The organism is Bradyrhizobium aeschynomenes, assembly GCF_013178945.1.
Classification (GTDB): domain Bacteria; phylum Pseudomonadota; class Alphaproteobacteria; order Rhizobiales; family Xanthobacteraceae; genus Bradyrhizobium; species Bradyrhizobium aeschynomenes.
Genome location: NZ_JABFDM010000010.1, coordinates 72,965 through 94,452 on the forward strand (window position 1 = coordinate 72,965; position 21,488 = coordinate 94,452).

Genomic DNA, 21,488 nt, shown 5'->3' on the forward strand with positions numbered 1-21,488 from the left:
GCGCATGATCTTTTCGGAAAACCGCTGCGCACTTTTCCGGATCATGCTTTAGCGCGGGCCGGCGGCGGTGATGAAGCCGGCGACGGCTTCGACCAGGTCGGGATCGAGCGGGCGGTCCGGGTCGTTGTAGGAGGCGAGGTTCTCGTCCTCATTGGCGACGTCGACCAGCACGTGGTTCATCTCCGGCAGCCATAGCGTCTTGGCGGCCGGGGCCGCAGCGGCGAGCGCGACCATGTCGAGGCGGGCGACCTGGTGGTCGCGGGCGCCGCCGACGATCAGGATCGGGATCGTGATCTGCTTCAGCGGATCGATCGGATCCTCGGCAAACGCAGAGCCGATGCCGGGCTGCATGGCTGGCGCGATCGGCAGCTCGGGCGGGGTGGGATCGACGATCTGCCCGGCCATGATGGCGTCGATGGCCTTGGCGACCGGCTCCATCTTGGCCGCCGGCAACTTCCGCTCGAGCTGCGCCTTGAGCAGATCGCCCTGCCGCCGCGCCGCCGCCGCCAGCAGGACGAGGCGGTCGACCGGGGTGCGGCGGGCGGTGAGGATGGCGACCAGGCCGCCCTCGCTGTGGCCGACCAGCACGATGCGGGCGAACTTGCCGCGCAGGAAGTCGACGAGGGCGGCGGCGTCGCCGACATAGTCCTTGAAGCGGAAGTCCTCCGGCCGGCCGAACTCCGCCTTCCAGCCGCGCGCGCCCCGTTTGTCATAGCGCAGGCTGGCAATGCCGCGGGCAGCCAGCTGCTCGGCGAGCTTCTTCAAGGTCGCGGGCTTCAACTGCGGCCCATTGCCATCCCGGTCCGTCGACCCGGACCCGGCGATCAGCAGCGCCACGGGCGGCCGTTCGACGCCTGCCGGGGTCGTCAGCACCGCGTCGAGCGCGCCGACGCGGATCGCGCTCTCCTCCGCCCGCGCCAGCGAAGGGAGCAGGGCCAAGGCCAGCACAAGCGCGCAGCGGATCGCGACGGAACGCATCGTCAGTCGATCTTCCGCGCTTCCTCGGGCAGCATGATCGGAATGCCGTCGCGGATCGGATAAGCGAGCTTCGCCGACCGCGAGACCAGCTCCTGCTTCGCAGAATCATACTCCAGCGGCCCCTTGGTCATCGGGCACACCAGGATTTCGAGCAGCTTGGGATCGACCGAATTGGCGGGGCGTTCGAGCGGGGCGTTCATGGCAAGGATCTCCGGCGGGCGTCTCTCTAGCACATCAGCGGCGCTGTCGTCACTCAAGGCGGGTGCAGGGCGATCCGGATCAGCTCGGCGATCACGGCCTGCTGCTGCGCCGATGGCAAGTGACGGTCCGACAGCGCGTTGCCGAGAAAGGCCCAGTACAGCACTTGCGACCGCGCCTGCGCGACGGGTTGGGGCAGGCCGTTGGCGGCGAGGAGGCTTTCGACATAGTTGAGCCGCCGCCTGTCGATCGCCTGCACGGCGTGGCGCGCAATCGGATCGGCGGCGGCCCAGCTGCGCACCGCCCGCTCCAACGTCAGCCTGATCGAGAAGGTGCGACGAAGCAGAACGGCGATGGCCGGTTCATCGCCCGCGCTCGCCTCGATGCCGGTGATGATCTGCTCGGCGGCGATCTCGCGCCAATGCTTGAGCAACGCGGCATGAAACGCCGAGACGTCGGCGAAGTGCCAATAGAAGCTGCCGCGCGACACGCCCATGGCCTTGGCCATCGGCTCGGCCTTGAGCGCGGTGAAGCCGTGGCTGGCCAGCACCTTGAGACCCTGGTCCAGCCAGTCCTTCGCCGAGAGCTGCTCGTTCATGTCGCCACCATTTTCGGCACCATACACAAGTGTATTGACGATCGCCAGCGCAAGGCGCATGTTCCATACACAACTGTATGGAGTCGATCATGCGTGACATGCTGCTGCAATGTGCCGGAGCCAGCGCCATCATCGTGGCCGTGATCCACGGCATCCTCGGCGAGACCGCCGTGTTCGCGCGCGCCACCATCTCGCCGGAGCGGCTGCGCATTCTGCTGCGACTGGTCTGGCAGGCCGGCACGGTGGCGTGGATCGGCTGCGGCGGGCTCCTGATCGCGGCGCCCTGGATGGGCTCCGAACCGGCCCGGCATTGGACCGTCGCCACGGCTGTCGTGGTGTTCGGCTTTGCAGCAGGCGCGAATGCACTGGCAACGCGCGCACGCCATGTCGGCTGGGTCATGCTCGCCGGCGTCGTCGTTCTCGCCGCCGCAGGCTATTGAGGCGCGCCTCATCTTTGCTGCAGGCCTGCTGCGCGACGGCAATCATTTCGCCGCGTTTTGTCCACGGACAGCGATGCGCGGCGACGATATGGCAAGCAGGGGAAGTTCGTAACCAAACGATGCCGCTCGACCTCCGGCGGCCCGGTGCTCGCCACTGCCGCGACACATTCGCAAAGAATGGTTCCAACTTAGAAGGAGTCTCTTTGCAGACCTGGCGGCGGGCCGATTAGCTGTTCGTCGTCGCGAACGGGTACCGCGCCATCGATGGGGCCGCGGGCCGGTTCTCCGATTTGCTTGTCTTGATACGAGAGGACTGATCGATGTTGGTCGACGTGGTGCGGAAGTTGATCGTTGTGGGCGGAAGCGTCGGGATGCTGCTGCTGTCGACGGAGGCGCAGGCTGGCGGGCCGAACGAGATCTGCCTGACCTATGCGAACGGGCAGTTCGAGCCGAACGAGCCGACGGTGCCGGCCGATGCGCCGCTCACCATTCGCGTCAAGAACATGGACGCCAAGGCGATGGAGTTCGAGAGCGAGACGCTCAAGATCGAGAAGGTGGTCGCCGCCAACAGCGAGGCGGTGCTCAACGTCCGCGCGGTGAAGTCGGGACGCTACGAGTTCCACAACGACTTCAACGAAAAGGCGCGCGGCTTCATCAACGTTCAATAGGACGGTCGTGCCATGCTCGCCGCACTGATCATCGTCTTTCGTGAAGTCTTCGAGGCCGGCCTGATCGTCGGCATCGTGCTCGCGGTCACCAATGGTGTGTCGCATCGGCTGCGCTGGATCGGCGGCGGCCTGCTTGCGGGGCTCGCCGGCGCCTGCGTCGTTGCGGCGTTCGCGGGCGCGTTGACGCAATTGTTCGAGGGCATGGGGCAGGAGATCTTCAACGCGGCCATCCTCGCAACCGCCGTGATCATGCTGACCTGGCACAATGTCTGGATGGCCCGGCACGGCCGTGAATTGGCGAGCGATCTGCGGAGCATGGGGCGGGCTGTGTCCGACGGCTCCAAACCGCTGATCGCGCTGGCGATCGTGATTGCGATGGCAGTGCTGCGCGAGGGCAGCGAGGTCGCGCTGTTCCTCTACGGTGTTGCTGCCTCGGGCGACGGCTCGGCTGGTGCGTTGCTGGGCGGAGGACTCCTCGGCCTGCTGCTCGGTATCACCGTCGGCCTTGCGACCTATTTCGGGCTGATGCGGATTCCGCCGCGCGCCCTGTTCAAGACCACGACCGTGCTGATCACGCTGCTGTCGGCCGGGATGGCCGCCCAGGCCGTGGTCTTCCTCGCGCGCGCCAATTGGCTGACGTGGCTCGATCGCGTGGTCTGGGATTCGAGTGCGCTTCTGCCCGAGCGCGGCGTCGCCGGCCGCACGCTCAAGGCATTGATCGGGTATACCGATCAGCCCACGGCGATGCAGCTGATGGTCTATGTCGGTGTGATCCTGGCCACCATCGGCCTCATGCGCCTCACGGCGATGCCGCCGGCGCCGCGCATCGCTGCGGCCGAATGATCACTGGAGCGGCGGATCGCCCGAGGTGCGCTTCTTGGCGAGGTCCATCTCGGTGACGGCGACCAGAATCTCGGCCCGGGTCTTCAGATCCGGAGCCTCGAGCATCGCCTGCTTTTCCGCCGGACCGTAAGGCGACATCATCGCCAGTGCATTGACGAGCGCCTCGTTCGGTGCCGCTTCGATGCCCGCCCAGTCCACTTTCAGATTGTTGGCCTTGAGGAAGTCGGTGAGCACCGCGAGCAGCGCCTCGCGGTCGACGGCGCTCTCTCCCTTGCGGGCGGTGAAATCGTCGAGGAACGGGAAGTAATCGACCTTGCACTGACGGTAAGGCGTCAGCACCGTCATCTCCTCGACCACCTTGAAGCGCGACACGCCGGTGAGCTCGAGGATATAGCGCCCGTCGCCGGACTCGGCGAGCTGGGTGATTCGGCCGACGCAGCCGACCTTGAACAGGACCGGCCGTTCCTCGTTCGCCGAATGCGTGACGTCGGGCTGGATCATGCCGATCAGCCGATGACCGTCGCGAAACGCATCATCGACCATCGCGAGGTAGCGCGGCTCGAAGATGTTGAGCGGCATTTGGCCGCGCGGCAGCAGCAGCGCACCGGCCAGCGGGAACACCGGAATGATCTCCGGCAGCTCGGCGGGACCGCGATATTCGGCATTGATCGGCATGCGATACCTCGTGTCCGCTAAACCCGTGTCCGCTCGAAGTGCCCCGCTTAGCTGCGGTCAGGAGAACAGGATCGTCGACAACCGCTTGCGGCCGTCGACGGTCGCCTCGTCAGCACCGCCCCAGGCTTCGAAAAACTGCACGAGCTGCTTGCGCGCACCGTCTTCGTTCCACTTGCGGTCGCGCTTCACGATCTCGAGCAGGTGGGCGGTGGCTTCCGTCCGCTTGCCCGCGGCGTTCAGCGCGATGGCCAGATCGAAACGCGCCTGATGGTCGGCTGGATTGGCGGCGACCTTCTGTTCGAGCTCGCCGATGGGCCCGAGCGACTGGGCCTGCTCGGCGAGGTCGATCGCGGCTTGCACCGCCGAGACGGCCGAATCGGTGCGCTTGGCCTCGGGCACCTGGGCCAGCGTCTCCTTGGCCTGCTCGATCGCGCCGGTTTCGAGGTAGCATTTGGCGAGGCCGGCGAGGGCCGGGATGTTGGCGGCGTCGAACGAGAGCACCTCGGCATAGATCTGGGCGGCGCCCGCCGCGTCGCCTTCGGCCATCACCGCCTCGGCCTCCTTGAGGATCTCCGCGATGTCGGGCTCACCGATGCCGGGTACGCCCTTGGTGATCTTCTCGATGAAGGCGTTGATCTGGCTTTCGGGAACCGCGCCCATGAAGCCGTCGGCTGGACGGCCGCCGACGAAGGCGATCACTGCCGGGATCGACTGGATGCCCATCTGGCCGGGAATCGCGGGATGCTCGTCGATGTTCATCTTGACCAGCTTGACCTTGCCATTGGCGGCCTTGACGGCCTTTTCCAGGATCGGGGTCAGCTGCTTGCACGGGCCGCACCAGGGCGCCCAGAAGTCGATGAGGACCGGCTGACGCTTCGATTCCTCGATCACGTCTTTCACGAAGCTCTGGGTCGTGGTGTCCTTGATCAGATCCGGCGCCTGCGGCGCCGCTCCGCTGCCCTGCTCAACAATGGTCACGGGGGTCCTCGTCCGAAAAAGCTGGGTGGACAGCGAGCCGGGAACCAGCCGCCGCCGCGCCTCAATACACGGTTTCCGTCACTTTAAGTGGCGGTCGCCGGTGAAATTTCAATCCATTCATGCAAGGGCCCGTCAATCGGCCGCGTCGGGCCAGTTTCGAGGCGTCCGACACCCAAATTTGAAGGCTGCCGGCGTACGAAACCTGTCGCAGACCTGTTGCATTCGTCCGCGGCATTTGGCATAGGTCTGCCCGTCGCTGGCGGCCACGCTGCCCAGTCGTCACGGATGCGGGTGTAGCTCAGTGGTAGAGCACGACCTTGCCAAGGTCGGGGTCGAGGGTTCGAACCCCTTCGCCCGCTCCAAAAGTCTCGCTCCGTCGTTGCCCCCTTCAGCAGCTTTTTCCCGAACGCCCGGTTATCGGATCGGCTGGGATTTTTCCCAAGCGGGAAGGACGTCGGCGAACACCCTGTCCCCGCTCGGACCTTTGCCGATGGCGAGAATCCCGCGGCGCTGGCTCGTGTAGACGACCGGAATGTCGAACCATCCGCGGCTCGCGAGGAGCTGCTGGTTGCGCGTGCGATCCGCCTCGACGTTGGAAAAGCCGACCAGGAACGAACTTTCCGTGATCTTGACGGCGAGCCCTGCGATCGGCGTGCCGCGGGCCTTCTCTTCCGTCTTCATCAGGATGCCCGGTACGTTGCTGATGCCGCCACCGACGAAATCGGCGGCGGGCCGGAATGTGAGCTCGGCGACGTGGCTGGCCGGCAAGGCAGGATCGTCGTTGCGCCGCAGTTGCAGGCTGACCTTCAGCCTGCGGTCGGGAATATCGATCTCGGCAAGGATCACGGGCATGGGCCGCCCCGATTGCGGGCTCTTGATCGTCTCGGTCCGCCACGTCACGGAGCCGGGATATCGCCTGCCCTGGGGATCGGAGGGATCCTCGTCATACAGCACGGCCAGACCAGGCGTCCGCGCGTCCTGCGCCGCGGACGAGGCAACCGGGCTCGCAGGCGGAGGGGTGGTCTGGCTGGCGACCGGGCCGCCAGCCTGCGCAGGCTTCGGTGCCGCGGGGGTCAGCGGAGCATCGCCGTCGACCAGCGTGAACATCACGAGAGGCTGCTGTGCCCCGTTGGTCGTACGCTCGACCGCGGCGTTGGTCTGGTTGAAGATCTCGATCAGGCGCCGGCCGGGCTGCTGCAGCGATTCGGCGAGTGCGGCGGCGAAGGCGCCGTGACCGTCCCCGCCACGCTGTCCGACCGTGCCCGTCTGCGCGGCGAAGGACATCACGGTACGCGCGGGCACGCCCACTGGAACGAGGCCGGCGGCGAGACCGGCGATGCCGCGCGGCGCAAAGGGATTGGAGCGGAAGGCGTCGAGGATGACCACGTTCTGGCGGTGCGCCGATCCGTTCAGCTCGCTCAGGATCCCGCTCAGATCACGCAGCTCCGTATCGAGGTCGGCGGCTTTTGTCGGCGCGGCGTCGACCGGCACGAGATAGTTGGTGCCGTTGAGATTGAGTCCATAGCCGGCATAGTAGATCAGCGCGAGGTCGGCGTCGGCGATCCGGCCCTTGAACTCGGCAAGCGCGCGATCGAAGCCCTTCTTGTCAAGGTCGATCTGCGCGGCGCCGCCGCTCAAGGCGAAGCCAAGTTGGGCCAGCCGATCGGCGACGAGCCGTGCATCGGCGGCCGGCTCGTCCAGCAGCGGCGCACGCTCATGGATGGAGTTGCCGATCACCAGCGCCACGCGCTTGTCGGCCGCGGCGGGCCCTGCCGTGGTCAGCATCGACATGGTAACCATGATGACCACGAGAATGGCGGCTGACCATCGTCGCCCGACCCGGCGGATCCCCCGACGCATGCCCACGATCTCCCGTCACCGATCTGCGTGTTCGTGGGCGAGTTTTACCTCAACTCGAACAAAACCGGAACAAGAAACATGGCAAAATGGAGAAAATACCGTCGGTTTTAGACCACCACCGGCGTGCGGACGCGACCGGCATCGCCGAACACGCGCAGATAGCGCGCGATCTCGGCCGGGTCGCCGGTCGACTTCTCCGGATTGTCGGACAGCTTCACGGCGGGACGGCCGTCGACCGACGTCACCTTGCAGACCAGCGAGATCGGATCGAGATCCACCGAGCCGTCCGGCGTGCAGCCGACGAAGTCGTTGGTCAGGTTGGTGCCCCAGCCAAACGACAGCCGCACCTGGTCGGAGAAGCGATGGTGGATCTGCTCGATCGACTCGACGTCCATCGCATCGGAGAACACCAGCAGCTTCTGCCGGGGATCACGCCCCTTCGACTTCCACCAGGCGATGATCTCCTCGCCGGCCTGGATCGGCGGCGCGCTGTCCGGGCGGAAGCCGGTCCAGTCCGCCACCCAGTCCGGCGCATCGCGCAGGAAGGCCTTGGTGCCGAAGGCATCGGGGAGCGCGATCAGGAGGTTGCCCGCATAAGTCTGCCGCCACTGGTCGAGGATGCGGTATGGCGCGAAGCGCAGCTCGTCATCGTCCTTGGCCAGCGCCGCGGCGACCATCGGCAGCTCATGGGCGTTGGTGCCGATCGCTTCGAGATCATTGTCCATCGCCAGCAGCACGTTGGAGGTGCCGGTGAAGGAGGAGCCGAGACCTTCCTTGACGGCCTCGACGCACCAGCGCTGCCACAGGAAGCCGTGACGTCGCCGTGTGCCGAAATCCGACAGCCGCAGCCCCTCCAGCTTGCGCAGCCGCTCGACCTTGGCCCACAGCTTGGCCTTGGCGCGGGCGAACAGCACATCGAGCGCGAACCGGCCCTGGCCTTTCATCGCCTGCCGCGAGCGCAGCTCGTTGACGATGGCGAGCGCCGGGATTTCCCACATCGTGGTGTGCGTCCACGGCCCATGGAAGTGCAGCTCGTACTGGCCATCGGACTTGCGCAGCTCGTATTCGGGCAGGCGGAAATTGGCGAGCCAGTCCATGAAGTCCGGCGAAAACATGTGGGTCTTGCCGTAGAACGTATTGCCGGCGAGCCAGATCAGCTCCTTCTTGGTGAAGCGGATGGTGCGGGCGTGGTCGAGCTGCGCCCGCAGCTCGCCCTCATCGATGACGTCGCCGAGCCGCACCCGCCTGGTCCGGTTGATGACCGAGAAGGTTACGTTCCGATTCGGGTAGAATTCCCGAATCATTTGCAGCATCAACAGCTTGTAGAAATCGGTGTCGAGCAGGCTGCGCACGATCGGATCGAGGCGCCAGCCGTGATTATAGGTTCTGCTCGCGATGTCTGTGACTGTCATGGAATGATTTTACAGCGCCGCTGGCGAACCCGCCACTGGGCTTTGTCGCAGGTGACCTTTGCGGCCGCTCGCGGTGTCCTCCGACGTCGTGAGCACTACTGGGCCAGCGGCGGCACGCCTGGATCGAAGCCAAGCGCCGCCTCGGCCCATTTGGCAACGCGGAGAACGTGGAGGTCGTTGCGATAGCGGCCGGCGATCTGCACGCCGAGCGGCAGGCCATTCTTGCCGAACCCGGCCGGCAGCGACACCGCCGGCGCGCCGACAAAGGTCCAGGGTGCGCAATATTCGGCATCGCCGGTCCAGTCGAGGCCGCGCGGGGCTTCGCCGAAGGCGGGCAAAGTCAACACGGCGTCGAAGCCGTCGAGCTCTGCCGCGAGGGCCTTCTGCCGCTCGGCCTGTGCCGCCTTTGCCGTGAGATACTCCATCGCGGTCTTGGTCCGCCCGCTCTCGACGTGCCCCTTCATGACGTCGCTGACCCGGTCCGGGTAGCGCGCGATCAGATCGGAGAAGATCGTGGTCGCCTCGCTCAGCATGATCGTGGTGATCGCATCCCAATGCACGGCGTCGAGCATCTGAAGCTCGATCTCCTCGATCGCGGCGCCAGCGCCGCGCAGCTTCGTGACGACGGACTCGAACACGGCCTTCTGCTCAGGCTCGGCGCGCTCCCATTTGGCGAAGCGCACGAGCGCGAGCCGCGGTCCGGCGAGCGGCGCAAGTCCGTGCGTACTGTCTACGCTGAAGCCCGGCAGAGGGCGGCCATGCACATCATCGGAGCTGGTCCCCGCCAGCAGCGCGAGCGCGAGCGCGACGTCGTCGACGCGGCGTGCGAAGAAGCCGACATGATCGAGCGAGGGGCTGAGCGGATGCACGCCGACGCGCGGGATCGCGCCGAAGCTCGGCTTGAAGCCGACGACGCCGTTGAAGGCGGCCGGCCGGATCACCGAGCCGAGCGTCTGCGTGCCCAGCGCGAGCGGGACCAGCCCGGCGGCGACCGCTGCGGCCGAGCCGGACGACGAGCCGCCCGGCGTGTGCGCGGGGTTCCAGGGATTGACGGTGGGTCCGGGATGGCGCCAGGCGAATTCGGTCGACACCGTCTTGCCGAAGATCGTCGCGCCGAGCGCGCGCAGCCGCTCCACCACCCAGGCATCCGCCGCCGGCACGTGATCGCGATAGATCGGCGAGCCGTTGGTGGTCGGCATGTCCGCGGTCGCGATGATGTCCTTGATGGCGACGGGAATTCCGCCCAGCGGCCCGGTCTTCGGCGCGACGTCGTGCGGCAGATATTCGAATGCCTTGAGCTCCGGCTCGATCGCCTGCGCCCTCTTCAGGCATTCTTGACCGTGGCTCGCCGCGGCCGCCGGGTCAGCCGCGAATCGTCGCAGCAAATCGAGAACGCCTGCGCCAGCCTTCGGTAGGGGGGCATCGAACGGCTCAGTCATTGGCATCCTGCTCGGCATGAGTCTTGAAGGCACTGAATACGCACAGTGCCATGTCGCTCGCTCACCCTAGCGAGTGCGGATCGGTGAGCCAATCGTGCGCAGTCGATGAGTGCGCATGAATACAGCGCATGGCAACCGCCGCCGCTCCGGCAACGACCGGTGCGCTGCAAACGCGCACATATCGATCGTGCATGTCAGCACGCGAGACATGCAAGCCGCGATCAAGCAAGCTTGGCAGCAATGCGCTTCTCACTCGCTCAGGATGTGCTACCATTTTCACGCCTGACCTTGGATCTGGTCGGCCAAAGAACGTCTCCAAACACGTTCCGATAAGTAGACGCAGCCAAACGAGCTGCCTCATGGGAGTGAAGCGATGACATCGGCTTTTCACCGAAGCGTTCTTGCGCTTGCAACGATCAGTCTTCTCGCCGGCACCAGCATTGCCGGCGCGCAGCAGAAATCCGACGCGGGTAAGCCGCTCAAGAAATACGAATCCGGCACCAAGGAATTCTGGACACATCCACCGGACGACTGGTTCCTCGGGGACGAGACCGAGGCGCAGAAGGGCTTGGCGCCGCCGTCAGGACCGCCGACCGGCGCATCGGATGCCGAGCTTGCCGACCTCGTCAAGAAGGTGAAGCTCCCGCCGGGCTTCAAGATGGAGGTCTGGGCGTCCGGCGTGCTCGCCGCGCGGCAGATGGCCTGGGGCGACAAGGGCACGCTGTTCGTCGGCTCGTTCGGTCTCGGCAACGTCTATGCGATCACCGACAAGGGCGGTAAGCGCGAGGTCAAGACGGTCCTCAAGGGCCTGAACATGCCGACCGGCCTCGCCTTCCAGGACGGCAATCTCTACGTGATCGCGGTCGACAAGCTGATCAAGTACGAGAACGCCGAGGCCAATGTCGACAATCTCGGCCAGGGCAAGGTCGTCTATGACGACATGCCGTCCTATGCCGCGCATGGCTGGAAATACATCGCGGTCGACAAGGAGGGCTGGTTCTATCTGCCGTTCGGCCCCCCCTTCAACATCGGCATTCCGCCGACTTCGGTGTCGCAGATTCGCCGCGTCGATCCGCGGACCGGCAATGCGGAGATCTGGGCGCTCGGCGTGCGCAACAGCGTCGGCGGCGATGTCGATCCGCGCACCGGCAAATACTGGTTCACGGAAAATGCGCGCGACTGGGTCAGCGACGACCTGCCGAGCGACAAGCTCAACATGATCTCGCGGATCGGCGAGCATTTCGGCTATCCTTATTGTCACCAGGGTGACATGCCGGATCCGAAGTTCGCGATGGGCCACAAGTGCTCCGAGTTCACGCCTCCTGTGCTGAACCTCGGGGCGCACGTGGCCCCGCTCGGGATGAAGTTCTACACCGGCGACCAGTTCCCAGCCGAGTACAAGAACAACATCCTGATCGCCGAGCACGGCTCCTGGAACCGCCACAAGTACCAGGGCGCACGGATCATGCGGGTGATCGTCGGCCCCGACGGCAAGGATGCCAAGCAGGAGGTGTTCGCCTCCGGCTTCCTCGAGGGCGACCAGGGCTATCTCGGCCGACCGAACGATATCGTCCTCGCCAAGGACGGCTCGATCCTGGTGGCGGACGACTGGGCCGGTGCGATCTATCGCATCAGCTACGAGAAGAAGTGAGCCTCTGACAATAAGCGGGGCTGCGCGCTGCCATCCTGGCGGCCGCAGCCCCAACTCTTTTGGCTGTCGCGCGTTGATGACAGGCGTGGCGCCCCGAGCAGGCACTGCTCGCATGACAACAATGATGGGAGCTCGAACCCCCGCGATGAATCCAGGGAAACGTAGAATGCGCCGGGCGATGGCGGCCGCGTCGATGGTCTTTGTTCTGGGGCTGCCGGCCCATGCGGCCGATGTCGCCGCGGGCAAGGCGAAGGCCGAGCTCTGTGTCGGCTGCCACGGCGAGAACGGCATCTCGCAGACCGAGAACATTCCTTCGCTCGCCGGCCAGCAGGATCAGTTCATCCAGTGGCAGCTGGTGTTCTTCCGCGCCGGCACGCGCAAGAACGAGGCGATGAAGCCGATCGTCGAGCAGCTCACCAATGAGGACATCCGCAATCTCGGCGCCTATTTCGCCTCGCTGCAGCCGGCCAAGCCGCCGCCGGACGATGATCCGGATCTGTCGAAGAAGGGCGCCGAGGCCGCCGCCGGCCGCCGCTGCGCCTCGTGTCATCTCGACAGCTACGCCGGCACCAAGGGTGTCGCGCGGCTCGCCGGCCAGCGCGAGGAATATCTCGTCAAGGCCCTGCACGACTACAAGAGCGGCCAGCGCGTCGGCGGCAGCCAAGCCGCGATGACGGACGTTGCGTATCCGCTCTCAGCGGAGGAGATCACCGCGCTGGCGCATTATCTGGCGCATTTGTAGTTCGATCTCGGCCAAGCAAAAGGCGTCGTCCCGGCGAACGCCGGGACCCATACGCTGCGGCGGTCGTGATCGGCAGGATGCCTATGACCAGCCCGCCTCAAACCGCTCCCTGGGGGTATGGGTCCCGGCTCAAGGCCGGGACGACAGCGGTGGGCGTGGCGGCATCGTGGTTCACAGATACACTTTTTACCCGCTTGTCGCGCGTGGGAGTAACTACTTTCCCCGCTGCGCCTCGTACACCTTGAGCTGCGTGTACGAAATCCGGAGCCGCGGCACCGGCACCTTTGCAGCGTCGGCACGTGCTACCAGATCGCCGATGACGTGATCGGCCTCGACCGGCAGGCCGGCGCGGAGATCGCGGAACATCGAGGCGGTCATCGGCGAGCCCTCCGCCGTGATCATGCCGGAGACGCGCTGGAAGAACGCACCGGCTGGAGCATAACCGGCCGCGGCGGCGACGGCGCTGCATTCGTCGAGCATGCCCAGCAGGAAGTCCTTGCCGCCGGGTGCGGTCAGGATCACGCCGACCGGTGCGCGCATCAGGGTGGTGGATGCGGCGAGCGAAGCGAGGAAGACCCACTTCTCCCACATGTCCTGCATGATGTGGTCGCTGGCCGAGGCATTGAAATTGCCGCGCTGGAAGATCTCGAAGATCGCCCGGACGCGGTCGGACGAACCGCCGTCGCGCTCGCCGAAGCTGAGCGACTGCATCGGCTGCAACTGCACCACCTCGCGGTTGTCGTTCAACGTCGCCGCGATCGCGCAGAGCCCGCCGAGCACGCGGGCGCGGCCGAACCTTTCATCGAGCACGTCGAGATGCTTCATGCCGTTGAGCAGCGGAATGATCGCGGTGTCGGGACCGACGGCCGGCGCGAACGACGCAATCGCGTCGTCGAGGTCGAACGCCTTGCAGCTCAGCAGCACGACATCGAAATGCTGTTTCAGACTGTCGGCCTGGACGGTCGGCGGATTGGGCAGGGTGACGTCGCCGGCCGGGCTGCGGATGACGAGGCCGGCACTGGCCAGCTCGGATGCGCGCCGGGGGCGGACCAGGAACGTGACATCAGTGCCGGACTGCAGCAGCCGGCCGCCAAAATAGCCGCCGATCGCGCCGGCGCCGACGACGAGAATTCGCATGGTGGATCCCTCTGTGAGCGGGCCGCATCATGCAGAAGCGAATGGCGAATGGCGAGTCGCGAATGGGGATGGGCTCCATTCGCTATTCGCTACTCCCTAGTCGCCCCTTACCATTTTTCGCCGAACGGCCGGATCTCCATCTCGAAGGTCCAGGCGCTCTTCGGCTGCTGGTAGAGCTGCCAATACGCGCCGGCGACGGAGGCGGGCGGCATCAGGAGGTCGGGGTTGTCGAGGGCCTCCTTGCCCCACAACTGCGCGCGCCGCTCCCGCACCCAGGCGGTGTCGACGCCGGAATCGATGATGAGGTGGGCGACATGGATGTTCTGCGGCATCAGCTCGCGCGCCATCGACTGCGCCACCGCGCGCAGGCCGAACTTGGCGGAGGCAAACGCCGCAAAGCCCGCGCCGCCGCGCAGCGACGCGGTCGCGCCGGTGAAGAAGATCTTGCCGCCGCCCCGCGGCAGCATCAGCCTGGCCGCCTCGCGGCCGGTGACGAAGCCCGCCCAGCACGCCATCTCCCAGACCTTGCGGAACACCCGGTCGGTGGTCTCCAGGATCGGGAAGTTGACGTTGGCCCCGACGTTGAAGATCACGACCTCGAGCGGCGCATGCCTGTCGGCATCGTTGAGGAAGGCGGTGGTCTCGTCCTCCTTCCGCGCATCGAGCGAGCGTGCGACGATGCAGCCGCCGGCGGCTTCGACCTCGGCCACCAAGGGAGCCAGCTTCTCGCCGTTGCGCCGGCCGGCGAACACGGTGAAGCCTTCGGAGGCGAACTTCTTGACGATCTCGGCGCCGATATAATCGCCGGCGCCGATCACCGCGACGGTGGCGTTGCGCTGTTGCATGCTGGGGGTCTCCGTTCTCACCACGTCGTCATTGCGAGCGCAGCGAAACCATCCAGAGTCGTGAGGGTCGCCCCGGATGGCTTCGCCGCGCTCGCAATGACGGAGTTATCTGCCGAGGATGAATTCTTCGACGTCGCGCAGCTGCTCCTTGCCGAAGAACATCTCGTTGCCCACGAAGAAGGTCGGCGAGCCGAACGCGCCGCGCTCGACGGCGCGCTGCGTGTTCTCGACCAGCTTCGCCTTCACCTCCGGCTCCTGGGCGCGGGCGAACAGTCTGGCGCCGTCGAGCCCGGACGATGTGATGGCAGCGATCGCGATCTCGGGATCGTCCATCTTCTTCGGCTCGCGCCACATGTGGTGGAACGCCGCGTCGACATAGTGCTCGAACACGCCCTCGAGCTGGGCGGCGATCGCGGCGCGCATCAGGTTCAGCGTGTTGACCGGGAAGTTCGGGTTCCAGACCCAGGGCTGCACATGGTAGCGCTTGAGGAAGCGCTGGGTCTCGATCTCGTGAAACTCGCGCTTGTTCTTGATGCCGGCGAGCGACTCGGCCGGCGATTTGTTGTTGGTCGCCTTGAAGATGCCGCCGAGCAGCACCGGCACATAGTAGAACTGGACGCCGATGCGCTGGACGATGGCCGGGATCGCCTCATGGCTCAGGAAAGCGTTCGGACTGCCGAAGTCGAACAGGAACTCTGGTGCAGGTCGGCTCATGGGCGGTTTCCTCGGAGGTTTTGCACATTGTGGTCCAGCGCCGCGGCGGCGTCCAGAGCTTTATGATGATCGTCATATTGCAGCTCGCCGGCGCTTCAGATCATCCGCTCCACCGTCCGTTTGCGCCAGACCAGCAGATAATAGCTCATCTGCAGCAGCATCATGGTTGCGAACGTGACGGGATAGGCGAGCCAGACCCCGTCGAGGCCGATGCTGCGGCTGAGCCACGTCGCGACCGGCACCTCGACGGCGATGATGGAGAAGGCCGAGATCGCCAGCGGCGTCCACACCGTGCCGCCCGCTCGCATCGCCGCGGAGAACGTGGTCGACAGGCCGAACAGCACCGAGCTCCACAAGACGATATGGAGCGAGCGCTGTGCCACCTCGATCACGGCGGGGTCCGTGATGAACAACCCCATCAGGCTGCGCGAGAACAGATAGCCGAGCGCGACCAGGCCGCCGGTCAGCACCACGTTCATCTCGATCCCGGTGCGCACGATGCGGCCGATCTGCGCCGCGTTGCCGCGGCCGATCGCCTGGGCGCCGAAGATCGAGACCGAGATCGCGATCGACAGCGCCGGAAACTGCACGTAACCCAGCACCTGATTGACGGCGCCATAGGCCGCCGTGGCGTCCGAGCCGAAGCCGTTGACCAGCCCGATCAGCACCATCTCCGCCAGCGACATCACGATCATGCCGATGGCTGCGGGAATGCCGAGCCGCAGCACGATGCGCAGCAGCTTTGGATCTGGCCGCATGCCCCTGAGGAACGCCGTATCGAACGCGAGCGGATGCTGGCGCCGACGCAGATGGAGATGGAGCAGAGTGAGCGTCAGCAGCGTCGAGATCGCCGAGGCCCAGGCCGCGCTGGCGACGCCGAGTTGGGGCGCGCCGAACCAGCCGCGGATGAACACCGGCGTCAGCACCAGCCCGAGCAGGGTCGAGGCGGCCAGCGCGGCGAGCGGCGTCACGGTATCGCCGACTGCGCGCAGCTGCGACGACAGCATGATGTAGGCAAACGTCAGCGGCATCGTGATCATCATGATGCGGGCGTAGCTCGCGGCGGCATCGAGGATGTTGGCGGGCGCGGCGAGCGCGGTCAGCAGTTCGCGGCTGTAGAGGCCGCCGAGCGCGATCAGGCCGGCGAGCAGCAGCGTGATGGTCAACGTCGTGCCGGCAATCGCCTTCACTTTCAGGATCTCCCTGGCGCCCCAGGCCTGGCCGATCAAAACGCTGGCGCCGGAGCCGAGACCCATGACGAAGGCGACGAAGAAGAACATCGCCGGGAAGAACACCGACACCGCGGCGAGCGCGTCGACGCCGATCATCTGGCCGAGATAGACGTTGTTGATGGTGCCGAACAGCGATTGCAGGATGTTGCTCAGCATCATCGGTGCGAGGAACGTCAGGAACGGCTTGCGGAGAGGCGCGGGAGTTGACACGGCATGGGTCCGTCGGCCGACCTGCTATCGAGGCGCAGCCGCGTTGAAGGAATTGAAGCGAGAGCGGGCCGCGGACGGCCGCTCTCGCTGGCGCTCTTGGGCAGCGGCACTCAGTCCGCGCGGTGACGATGGGCGAGCGCCACGACATGGTCGCGGATGTCGGCCGGCCAGTCCGCGATCAGGGCGGCGAGGCGGCCGAGATCCTCGGCGAAGAGCGCCCGCGACGCCTCCTCGAACCCCGGCAGGTCGCTGCCGATCGCCGACATCACATGATAGGCGGCATCGCGGGCCTCGCGGGCACGATCCTTGTCGCCGCTGGCGCGGCGGGCATCGTGCACCAGCTTGCGCAGCGCCACCGAGGCGCCGCCGGGCTGGGCGCTCAGCCATTCCCAGTGCTGCGGCAGCAGCGTAACCTCGCGGGCGACGACGCCGAGCTTCGGCCGGCCGCGACCGCGCGGCTCGCTCGGCGGCTCGTCGGCGGCGGCCCGCGTGTCCGCGGGGAGGCGCGCCAGGATCTCCCGGTCGCTGCCCCGCAGATCGAGGTCGATCGGACGCCCGGTGCGGTCGCTGAGGATGATCACCGCCGCGGTCGTCGCAGGGCCGTGCTTCAGCGCCAGCGCGACCTTGGGGAGCGGCCCGGCCGCGATGCGGGTGTGGCCGGCAAAGGCGGTGTAGGTATCCATGTTCATCAATCCCTTCGGAGGAGATCAATTAAGCCCGGATAAAAATATTTGTCAATATTACCCGGGTAAATATACGGACATTCTGGAGCGCATCCCATGCCTCGCCGAAGCCGTTCCGTCCTGCTACGGAACACCGCCTGCCACTCGATCTCTCCCTGGGGCCTCTATGCTGACCGTTCACCATCTCAACAACTCCCGCTCGCAACGTGTGCTCTGGCTGCTCGAGGAACTCGGCCTGCCCTATGAGATCATCCGCTACGAGCGCCAGCCCGACATGCGCGCGCCAAAGGAGCTGCGCGCGATTCATCCGCTCGGCAAGTCACCCGTGATCACGGACAACGGCAACACGGTCGCGGAGTCCGGCGCCATCGTCGAATATCTGATCGAGACCTACGGCAATGGACGGCTGATCCCGCCGCCGAAGACGCCGGAGCGGCTGCGCTATTCGTACTGGCTGCACTACGCCGAGGGCTCGGCGATGCCGCTGCTGCTGCTCAAGCTGCTGTTCAACATCATGCCCAAGCGTGCCCCCGCCCTGCTGCGTCCGCTGGTGCGCAAGGTCTCCAACCAGGCGCTGACGACGCTGGTCAATCCGCAGCTCAAGCAGCATATGGCGTTCTGGGAGAGCGAGCTGCAGACCAGCGACTGGTTCGCCGGCAACGACTTCACCGCCGCCGACATCCAGATGAGCTTTCCGCTGCAGGCGGCCGCGGCGCGCGGCGGCCTGGAGCAGGGCCATCCGCGCGCGATGGACTGGCTCGCCCGTATCGAGGCGCGGCCGGCCTACAAGATCGCGCTGGAAAAAGGCGGGCCCTACGAAGTGGGTCGCTGAGCGCTACTTCGCGGCGGTCGCCGGCGATTCGGTCGCGGCGATCACCTCGCGCACCAGCCGCGCGACGCCCTTGATGTCTCCGTCAGGATCGACGGAATCGCCGAGCCGAACCACGACCATGCGCTGGCTCGGCATGATCACCAGGCGCTGGCCGAGCAGGCCGAAGGCGAAGAAGGCGTCCGCGGGAATGCCGGCGCGGGCGCGGCCCAGCGCGTTGGCGTGCTGGCTGCGATTAGTCCACAGCCCGGCGCCATAGTCGGTGTCGAGCGTTGCGGTCGCCGACATCGCCACCCACCCCTCGGGCAGGATCCGCGTGTCGCCGGCAACGCCATCGCCAAGATAGAGCAGCCCGAGTCTCGCCCAGTCGCGCGCGCTCGCCAGCATGTTGGCGTGACCCTGCAACGTTCCGGTGCCGTCATATTGCAGCGTCGCGCTGCGCATGCCGAGCGGGTTGAACAGCTCGCGCCAGGCGAGCTCGATGGCCTGCTCCGGCCCGCCGGCGACATCCCGGATGATGCGGGCCAGGATCTGCGTGCTCGCGCTCGAATAGGCCCAGCGGTGACCCGGCGGCGCGATCAACGGCGCATGGACGGCAAAGGCCGCCATGTCACGATGGATCTCCATCTGGCTCGACGGATCGAAGCCCGAATTGGTCTCGTCCAGCGCCAGCCCTGATGTCATGCGCATCAACTGCTCGATGGTGATTGCGTGCCGGCCATTCCCGGAATCGCGCCATTCCGCGACCGGTGCCGGCATCGACGGGCTGAGCTTGCCCTGCCGCGTGAGGACCCCGAGCAGTGCGTTGGTGACCGTCTTCGTCATCGAGAAGCCGATCAGCGGCGTATCGACGCCGATGTTCGGGGCATAGCGTTCCGCGATCAGCCGGCCGTCCTTGATGACGACGACCGCCTTGGTGCGCCGGAACGGCGGATTGGCCGGCTCCTCGAAGGCGTGATCGAGTGCGGTCTTGAGGGCGGGCTCGGTAGGTTCCACCGTGCTTGGTTGCGCAAAATCAGGCAGCGCCGGCGCCGGCCCGGCGGTGCGCAAGGCGCCGACGTCGCTGTGCGGCACGTAAGGCGGCTTCTGGCCTTGCGGCGATACGCAGCCGAGCCCGTCATGAAACGTCGCGCGGGTGGCGTGCAGGCCGAGCAGCGAGGCTTCCACCATCCGCATGTCGGTTTCGACGCGGTAGCGCATCACGGCGCGCAAGCGGCGCAGGCCGGGGCGCTCCATCGTTTCCGCGAACACGGTGTGCGGATCGAGGCCGGAGACGAACGTCTTGGCGCAGATCATCTGCGCCACCGCCGTCGTCGCCGCGCGCAGCGCCCGGTCGGGCCGATAGGTCAGCCAGCCCGCCACCAGCAGACCCGCAAACACCAGGAGACCGACCGAAAATCTTCGCAAGTTCACCAGAACGCCTGAATCGTTTCTGCGAGCGAGCCACGCTGCGCCCTGGCATTCTTCTAACCCGGCTTCGGCACCTCGCCAACGGAAGGACACGGTGGAACGCCCCAACGGGGCGGCGGCAAATCGTCATCCGGGGCAACGACATCCGGCATGGCGCGGAACCGCCACGCCGCTATCCGCACTGGCATCAACGCCCGGCGGCGGTCGCGCCCTTGCTGCGCGGATCGGGCGCGCCGACCGGCCCGGCCGGCGTCACCAGGATCGAGTTGGCCGACGTTCGCCCCATCGGCTCCTCGATCTTGTGACCCCGCGCCCGCAGCTCCGCCAGCACATTGTCGGCAAAACCCTTCTCGATCCGTACCTCGTCCGGCATCCATTGATGATGCAGGCGCGGCGCGTTGACCGCCTCGCGAATGTCCATCTGATAGTCGAGCACGTTGACGATCACCTGCAGCACGGTCGAGATGATCCGGCTGCCGCCTGGCGAGCCCGTCACCAGCACCGGCTTGCCGTCCTTCAGCACGATCGTCGGTGACATCGACGACAGCGGCCGCTTGCCCGGCCCCGGCAGGTTCGCCTCGAAGCCGACCAGGCCGAAGGCGTTCGAGGCGCCGGGCGCGGCGGTGAAATCGTCGAGCTCGTTGTTGAGCAGCACGCCAGTGCCTTCGGCGACCAGGCCGACGCCATAGGGGAAGTTCAGCGTGTAGGTGTTGCTGACGGCGTTACCGTCATTGTCGACCACCGAGAAATGCGTCGTGTTGCTGCCCTCGCGGAGCGGCTTGATGTTCAGCACGTCACCGGCACTGGTCGCGCGTGCCTGATCGATGCTGGCGCGCTGCTGCGCCGCATAGTCCTTCGACAGCATCGCGCGCACCGGCGCATCGACGAAAGCGGGATCGCCGAGATAGCGCGCGCGGTCGGCATAAGCGCGCTTCATCGCCTCCACCAAGAGATGCAGCGAGGCCGGCGAGCCCTGCTTCAGCTCGGCGAGCGGAAAGCCCTCGAGGATGTTCAGCATCTCGATCAGCACGGTGCCGCCGGAGGAGGGCAGCGGCATCGAGACGATGTCATGGCCGCGATAGGTGCCGCGCACCGGCGCCCGCAACGCGGGCCGGTAGGACTTCAGATCGGCCGATGTCATGATGCCACCGGCATCCTGGATGGCCTTGGCGAGCTTGTCGGCGACCGGCCCTTCGTAGAAGCCGCGCGGTCCCTGCTCGGCGACGGCGGTGAGCGTCGCGGCGAGGTCGCGCTGGATCAGCCGGTCGCCGTCCTTGAGCACCGTCCCGTCGGGACGCATGAAGATCGCCGCGGAGGATTTCCACTTCGCCAACCGCGGCGCCATCATCGGCAGCGTGACCGCGACGTCGTCGGCAACGGGGATGCCGTCGCGCGCCAGCACGATCGCCGGATGCACCAGTTGCGCCAGCGTGAACTTTCCCGAGCCGTATTTCTCCAGCGCCAAAGCGAGCCCGGCGACCGATCCGGGCACGCCGATCGACAGCGCCGAATCGCGCGACTTGCCGATGTCGGGCTTGCCGTCGGCCCCGAGGAAGATGTCGCGCGTGATGGCGGCAGGTCCGGTCTCGCGATAGTCGATCGCGATGTCTTCATTGGTCTTGGCGAGGTGAATGACCATGAAGCCGCCGCCGCCGATGTTGCCGGCGACCGGATAGGTCACCGCCATCGCGAAGCCGGTGGCGACCGCGGCATCGACCGCGTTGCCGCCGAGTGCGAGGATACGCTGGCCGACCTCGGCTGCAATCCGCTCCTGCGCCACCACCATGCCATGCGCAGGCGGGTCGGCCGGCAACGCAACGTTCGGCGGCAGCGGGATGTCGATGCCCCGCGCGTCCAGCGCGCGTGCCGGCGGGCCACCGGCCAGCAACAGCATGAAACCTGCCGACGCCATCAGGCCCGAAAGGAGTCGTCGTCGATCAAACGTG

The 21,488-nt window shown here is 66.4% G+C and carries 21 protein-coding genes and 1 tRNA gene; 7 read left to right on the plus strand and 15 right to left on the minus strand.

Annotated elements, in window-relative coordinates; all coding sequences use genetic code 11:
* Positions 1–48: 48 nt before the first annotated feature.
* The 3 genes from HL666_RS25480 to HL666_RS25490 are packed head-to-tail and all read right to left on the minus strand — an operon-like array spanning position 49 to position 1,774.
* Entirely contained in the window at positions 49–978 is a 930-nt protein-coding gene (locus tag HL666_RS25480; RefSeq protein ID WP_172184208.1) for an alpha/beta hydrolase, read from the minus strand.
* A gap of 2 nt (positions 979–980) precedes the next feature.
* Positions 981–1,178 (minus strand): Trm112 family protein, encoded by a 198-nt coding sequence (locus HL666_RS25485; protein ID WP_172112991.1) that lies wholly within the window; start codon positions 1,176–1,178, stop codon positions 981–983.
* A 53-nt stretch (positions 1,179–1,231) separates the two neighbouring features.
* The gene (locus HL666_RS25490) at positions 1,232–1,774 is read right to left on the minus strand and encodes a TetR/AcrR family transcriptional regulator (RefSeq protein WP_172184211.1); all 543 of its coding nucleotides are present in this window, start codon (positions 1,772–1,774) and stop codon (positions 1,232–1,234) included.
* Positions 1,775–1,863: 89 nt separating this feature from the next.
* Between HL666_RS25490 and HL666_RS25495 the strand changes: the two genes are divergently transcribed.
* The 3 genes from HL666_RS25495 to HL666_RS25505 all read left to right on the plus strand — a co-directional run bounded on the left by HL666_RS25495 (position 1,864) and on the right by HL666_RS25505 (position 3,725).
* Entirely contained in the window at positions 1,864–2,214 is a 351-nt protein-coding gene (locus HL666_RS25495) for a hypothetical protein (protein WP_172184213.1), read from the plus strand.
* A gap of 320 nt (positions 2,215–2,534) precedes the next feature.
* Positions 2,535–2,882: a cupredoxin domain-containing protein gene (locus HL666_RS25500; RefSeq protein ID WP_246739276.1), complete on the plus strand. Its 348-nt coding sequence runs from the start codon at positions 2,535–2,537 to the stop codon at positions 2,880–2,882.
* 12 nt (positions 2,883–2,894) lie between these two features.
* On the plus strand, positions 2,895–3,725 hold the full coding sequence (locus tag HL666_RS25505) for an FTR1 family iron permease (protein ID WP_172184216.1): 831 nt from the start codon (positions 2,895–2,897) through the stop codon (positions 3,723–3,725).
* Here the strand turns inward: HL666_RS25505 and HL666_RS25510 are convergent, their stop codons facing one another.
* Positions 3,726–4,400 carry an LON peptidase substrate-binding domain-containing protein gene (locus tag HL666_RS25510; protein ID WP_172112986.1) on the minus strand — a complete coding sequence of 225 codons (675 nt, stop codon included), beginning with the start codon at positions 4,398–4,400 and terminating at the stop codon, positions 3,726–3,728.
* 57 nt (positions 4,401–4,457) lie between these two features.
* Positions 4,458–5,378, minus strand: coding sequence for a thioredoxin (trxA, locus tag HL666_RS25515; protein ID WP_172133679.1), 921 nt, complete (start codon positions 5,376–5,378; stop codon positions 4,458–4,460).
* 287 nt (positions 5,379–5,665) lie between these two features.
* Between trxA and HL666_RS25520 the strand changes: the two genes are divergently transcribed.
* Positions 5,666–5,740: transfer RNA gene (locus tag HL666_RS25520), tRNA-Gly, on the plus strand.
* Between the two features lie 52 nt (positions 5,741–5,792).
* Here HL666_RS25520 and HL666_RS25525 read toward each other — a convergent pair.
* The 3 genes from HL666_RS25525 to HL666_RS25535 form a co-directional block, all read right to left on the minus strand.
* Positions 5,793–7,178, minus strand: coding sequence for a caspase family protein (locus HL666_RS25525; protein ID WP_246741623.1), 1,386 nt, complete (start codon positions 7,176–7,178; stop codon positions 5,793–5,795).
* A 167-nt stretch (positions 7,179–7,345) separates the two neighbouring features.
* Complete coding sequence (gene pncB, locus HL666_RS25530) at positions 7,346–8,650, minus strand: nicotinate phosphoribosyltransferase (RefSeq protein ID WP_172133677.1); 1,305 nt, start codon at positions 8,648–8,650, stop codon at positions 7,346–7,348.
* A gap of 95 nt (positions 8,651–8,745) precedes the next feature.
* Positions 8,746–10,089 carry an amidase gene (locus HL666_RS25535; protein ID WP_172184222.1) on the minus strand — a complete coding sequence of 448 codons (1,344 nt, stop codon included), beginning with the start codon at positions 10,087–10,089 and terminating at the stop codon, positions 8,746–8,748.
* A 373-nt stretch (positions 10,090–10,462) separates the two neighbouring features.
* On the opposite strand from HL666_RS25535, the gene HL666_RS25540 reads away from it, so the two are divergent.
* Together HL666_RS25540 and HL666_RS25545 are read left to right on the plus strand one after the other, a co-directional pair.
* On the plus strand, positions 10,463–11,740 hold the full coding sequence (locus HL666_RS25540) for a PQQ-dependent sugar dehydrogenase (RefSeq protein WP_172184224.1): 1,278 nt from the start codon (positions 10,463–10,465) through the stop codon (positions 11,738–11,740).
* A gap of 166 nt (positions 11,741–11,906) precedes the next feature.
* Positions 11,907–12,482 carry a c-type cytochrome gene (locus tag HL666_RS25545; RefSeq protein ID WP_172112980.1) on the plus strand — a complete coding sequence of 192 codons (576 nt, stop codon included), beginning with the start codon at positions 11,907–11,909 and terminating at the stop codon, positions 12,480–12,482.
* A 213-nt stretch (positions 12,483–12,695) separates the two neighbouring features.
* Here the strand turns inward: HL666_RS25545 and panE are convergent, their stop codons facing one another.
* From panE to HL666_RS25570, 5 genes are all read right to left on the minus strand, one after another.
* Positions 12,696–13,619 (minus strand): 2-dehydropantoate 2-reductase, encoded by a 924-nt coding sequence (gene panE, locus HL666_RS25550; RefSeq protein WP_172184227.1) that lies wholly within the window; start codon positions 13,617–13,619, stop codon positions 12,696–12,698.
* 107 nt (positions 13,620–13,726) lie between these two features.
* Positions 13,727–14,464, minus strand: coding sequence for an SDR family NAD(P)-dependent oxidoreductase (locus HL666_RS25555; protein WP_172184229.1), 738 nt, complete (start codon positions 14,462–14,464; stop codon positions 13,727–13,729).
* A gap of 105 nt (positions 14,465–14,569) precedes the next feature.
* On the minus strand, positions 14,570–15,178 hold the full coding sequence (locus tag HL666_RS25560; RefSeq protein WP_172112977.1) for a 2-hydroxychromene-2-carboxylate isomerase: 609 nt from the start codon (positions 15,176–15,178) through the stop codon (positions 14,570–14,572).
* A 95-nt stretch (positions 15,179–15,273) separates the two neighbouring features.
* A complete protein-coding gene (locus HL666_RS25565) occupies positions 15,274–16,620 on the minus strand; it encodes an MATE family efflux transporter (RefSeq protein WP_311976353.1) in 1,347 nt (448 codons plus the stop codon).
* Between the two features lie 110 nt (positions 16,621–16,730).
* A complete protein-coding gene (locus HL666_RS25570) occupies positions 16,731–17,303 on the minus strand; it encodes a DUF2239 family protein (protein WP_172184232.1) in 573 nt (190 codons plus the stop codon).
* Positions 17,304–17,469: 166 nt separating this feature from the next.
* Between HL666_RS25570 and HL666_RS25575 the strand changes: the two genes are divergently transcribed.
* A complete protein-coding gene (locus HL666_RS25575; protein WP_172112975.1) occupies positions 17,470–18,135 on the plus strand; it encodes a glutathione S-transferase family protein in 666 nt (221 codons plus the stop codon).
* 3 nt (positions 18,136–18,138) lie between these two features.
* On the opposite strand, the gene HL666_RS25580 is transcribed toward HL666_RS25575, so the two are convergent.
* Both HL666_RS25580 and ggt read right to left on the minus strand, forming a co-directional pair.
* On the minus strand, positions 18,139–19,545 hold the full coding sequence (locus tag HL666_RS25580; RefSeq protein ID WP_172133728.1) for a serine hydrolase domain-containing protein: 1,407 nt from the start codon (positions 19,543–19,545) through the stop codon (positions 18,139–18,141).
* Between the two features lie 184 nt (positions 19,546–19,729).
* Positions 19,730–21,436 carry a gamma-glutamyltransferase gene (ggt, locus tag HL666_RS25585; RefSeq protein ID WP_172184235.1) on the minus strand — a complete coding sequence of 569 codons (1,707 nt, stop codon included), beginning with the start codon at positions 21,434–21,436 and terminating at the stop codon, positions 19,730–19,732.
* Positions 21,437–21,488: the final 52 nt, after the last annotated feature.

Excerpts from the sequence above, each read along its gene's own strand:
- HL666_RS25545 (WP_172112980.1), top strand. The coding sequence starts at position 11,907 with ATGCGCCGGGCGATGGCGGCCGCGTCGATGGTCTTTGTTCTGGGGCTG.
- HL666_RS25500 (WP_246739276.1), top strand. The coding sequence starts at position 2,535 with ATGTTGGTCGACGTGGTGCGGAAGTTGATCGTTGTGGGCGGAAGCGTC.
- HL666_RS25540 (WP_172184224.1), top strand. The coding sequence starts at position 10,463 with ATGACATCGGCTTTTCACCGAAGCGTTCTTGCGCTTGCAACGATCAGT.
- HL666_RS25485 (WP_172112991.1), bottom strand. The coding sequence starts at position 1,178 with ATGAACGCCCCGCTCGAACGCCCCGCCAATTCGGTCGATCCCAAGCTG.
- panE (WP_172184227.1), bottom strand. The coding sequence starts at position 13,619 with ATGCGAATTCTCGTCGTCGGCGCCGGCGCGATCGGCGGCTATTTTGGC.
- HL666_RS25490 (WP_172184211.1), bottom strand. The coding sequence starts at position 1,774 with ATGAACGAGCAGCTCTCGGCGAAGGACTGGCTGGACCAGGGTCTCAAG.
- HL666_RS25480 (WP_172184208.1), bottom strand. The coding sequence starts at position 978 with ATGCGTTCCGTCGCGATCCGCTGCGCGCTTGTGCTGGCCTTGGCCCTG.
- HL666_RS25525 (WP_246741623.1), bottom strand. The coding sequence starts at position 7,178 with ATGGTTACCATGTCGATGCTGACCACGGCAGGGCCCGCCGCGGCCGAC.
- HL666_RS25570 (WP_172184232.1), bottom strand. The coding sequence starts at position 17,303 with ATGGATACCTACACCGCCTTTGCCGGCCACACCCGCATCGCGGCCGGG.
- ggt (WP_172184235.1), bottom strand. The coding sequence starts at position 21,436 with ATGCTGTTGCTGGCCGGTGGCCCGCCGGCACGCGCGCTGGACGCGCGG.
- HL666_RS25495 (WP_172184213.1), top strand. The coding sequence starts at position 1,864 with ATGCGTGACATGCTGCTGCAATGTGCCGGAGCCAGCGCCATCATCGTG.
- HL666_RS25535 (WP_172184222.1), bottom strand. The coding sequence starts at position 10,089 with ATGACTGAGCCGTTCGATGCCCCCCTACCGAAGGCTGGCGCAGGCGTT.
- HL666_RS25555 (WP_172184229.1), bottom strand. The coding sequence starts at position 14,464 with ATGCAACAGCGCAACGCCACCGTCGCGGTGATCGGCGCCGGCGATTAT.
- HL666_RS25560 (WP_172112977.1), bottom strand. The coding sequence starts at position 15,178 with ATGAGCCGACCTGCACCAGAGTTCCTGTTCGACTTCGGCAGTCCGAAC.
- HL666_RS25510 (WP_172112986.1), bottom strand. The coding sequence starts at position 4,400 with ATGCCGATCAATGCCGAATATCGCGGTCCCGCCGAGCTGCCGGAGATC.
- HL666_RS25575 (WP_172112975.1), top strand. The coding sequence starts at position 17,470 with ATGCTGACCGTTCACCATCTCAACAACTCCCGCTCGCAACGTGTGCTC.
- HL666_RS25505 (WP_172184216.1), top strand. The coding sequence starts at position 2,895 with ATGCTCGCCGCACTGATCATCGTCTTTCGTGAAGTCTTCGAGGCCGGC.
- pncB (WP_172133677.1), bottom strand. The coding sequence starts at position 8,650 with ATGACAGTCACAGACATCGCGAGCAGAACCTATAATCACGGCTGGCGC.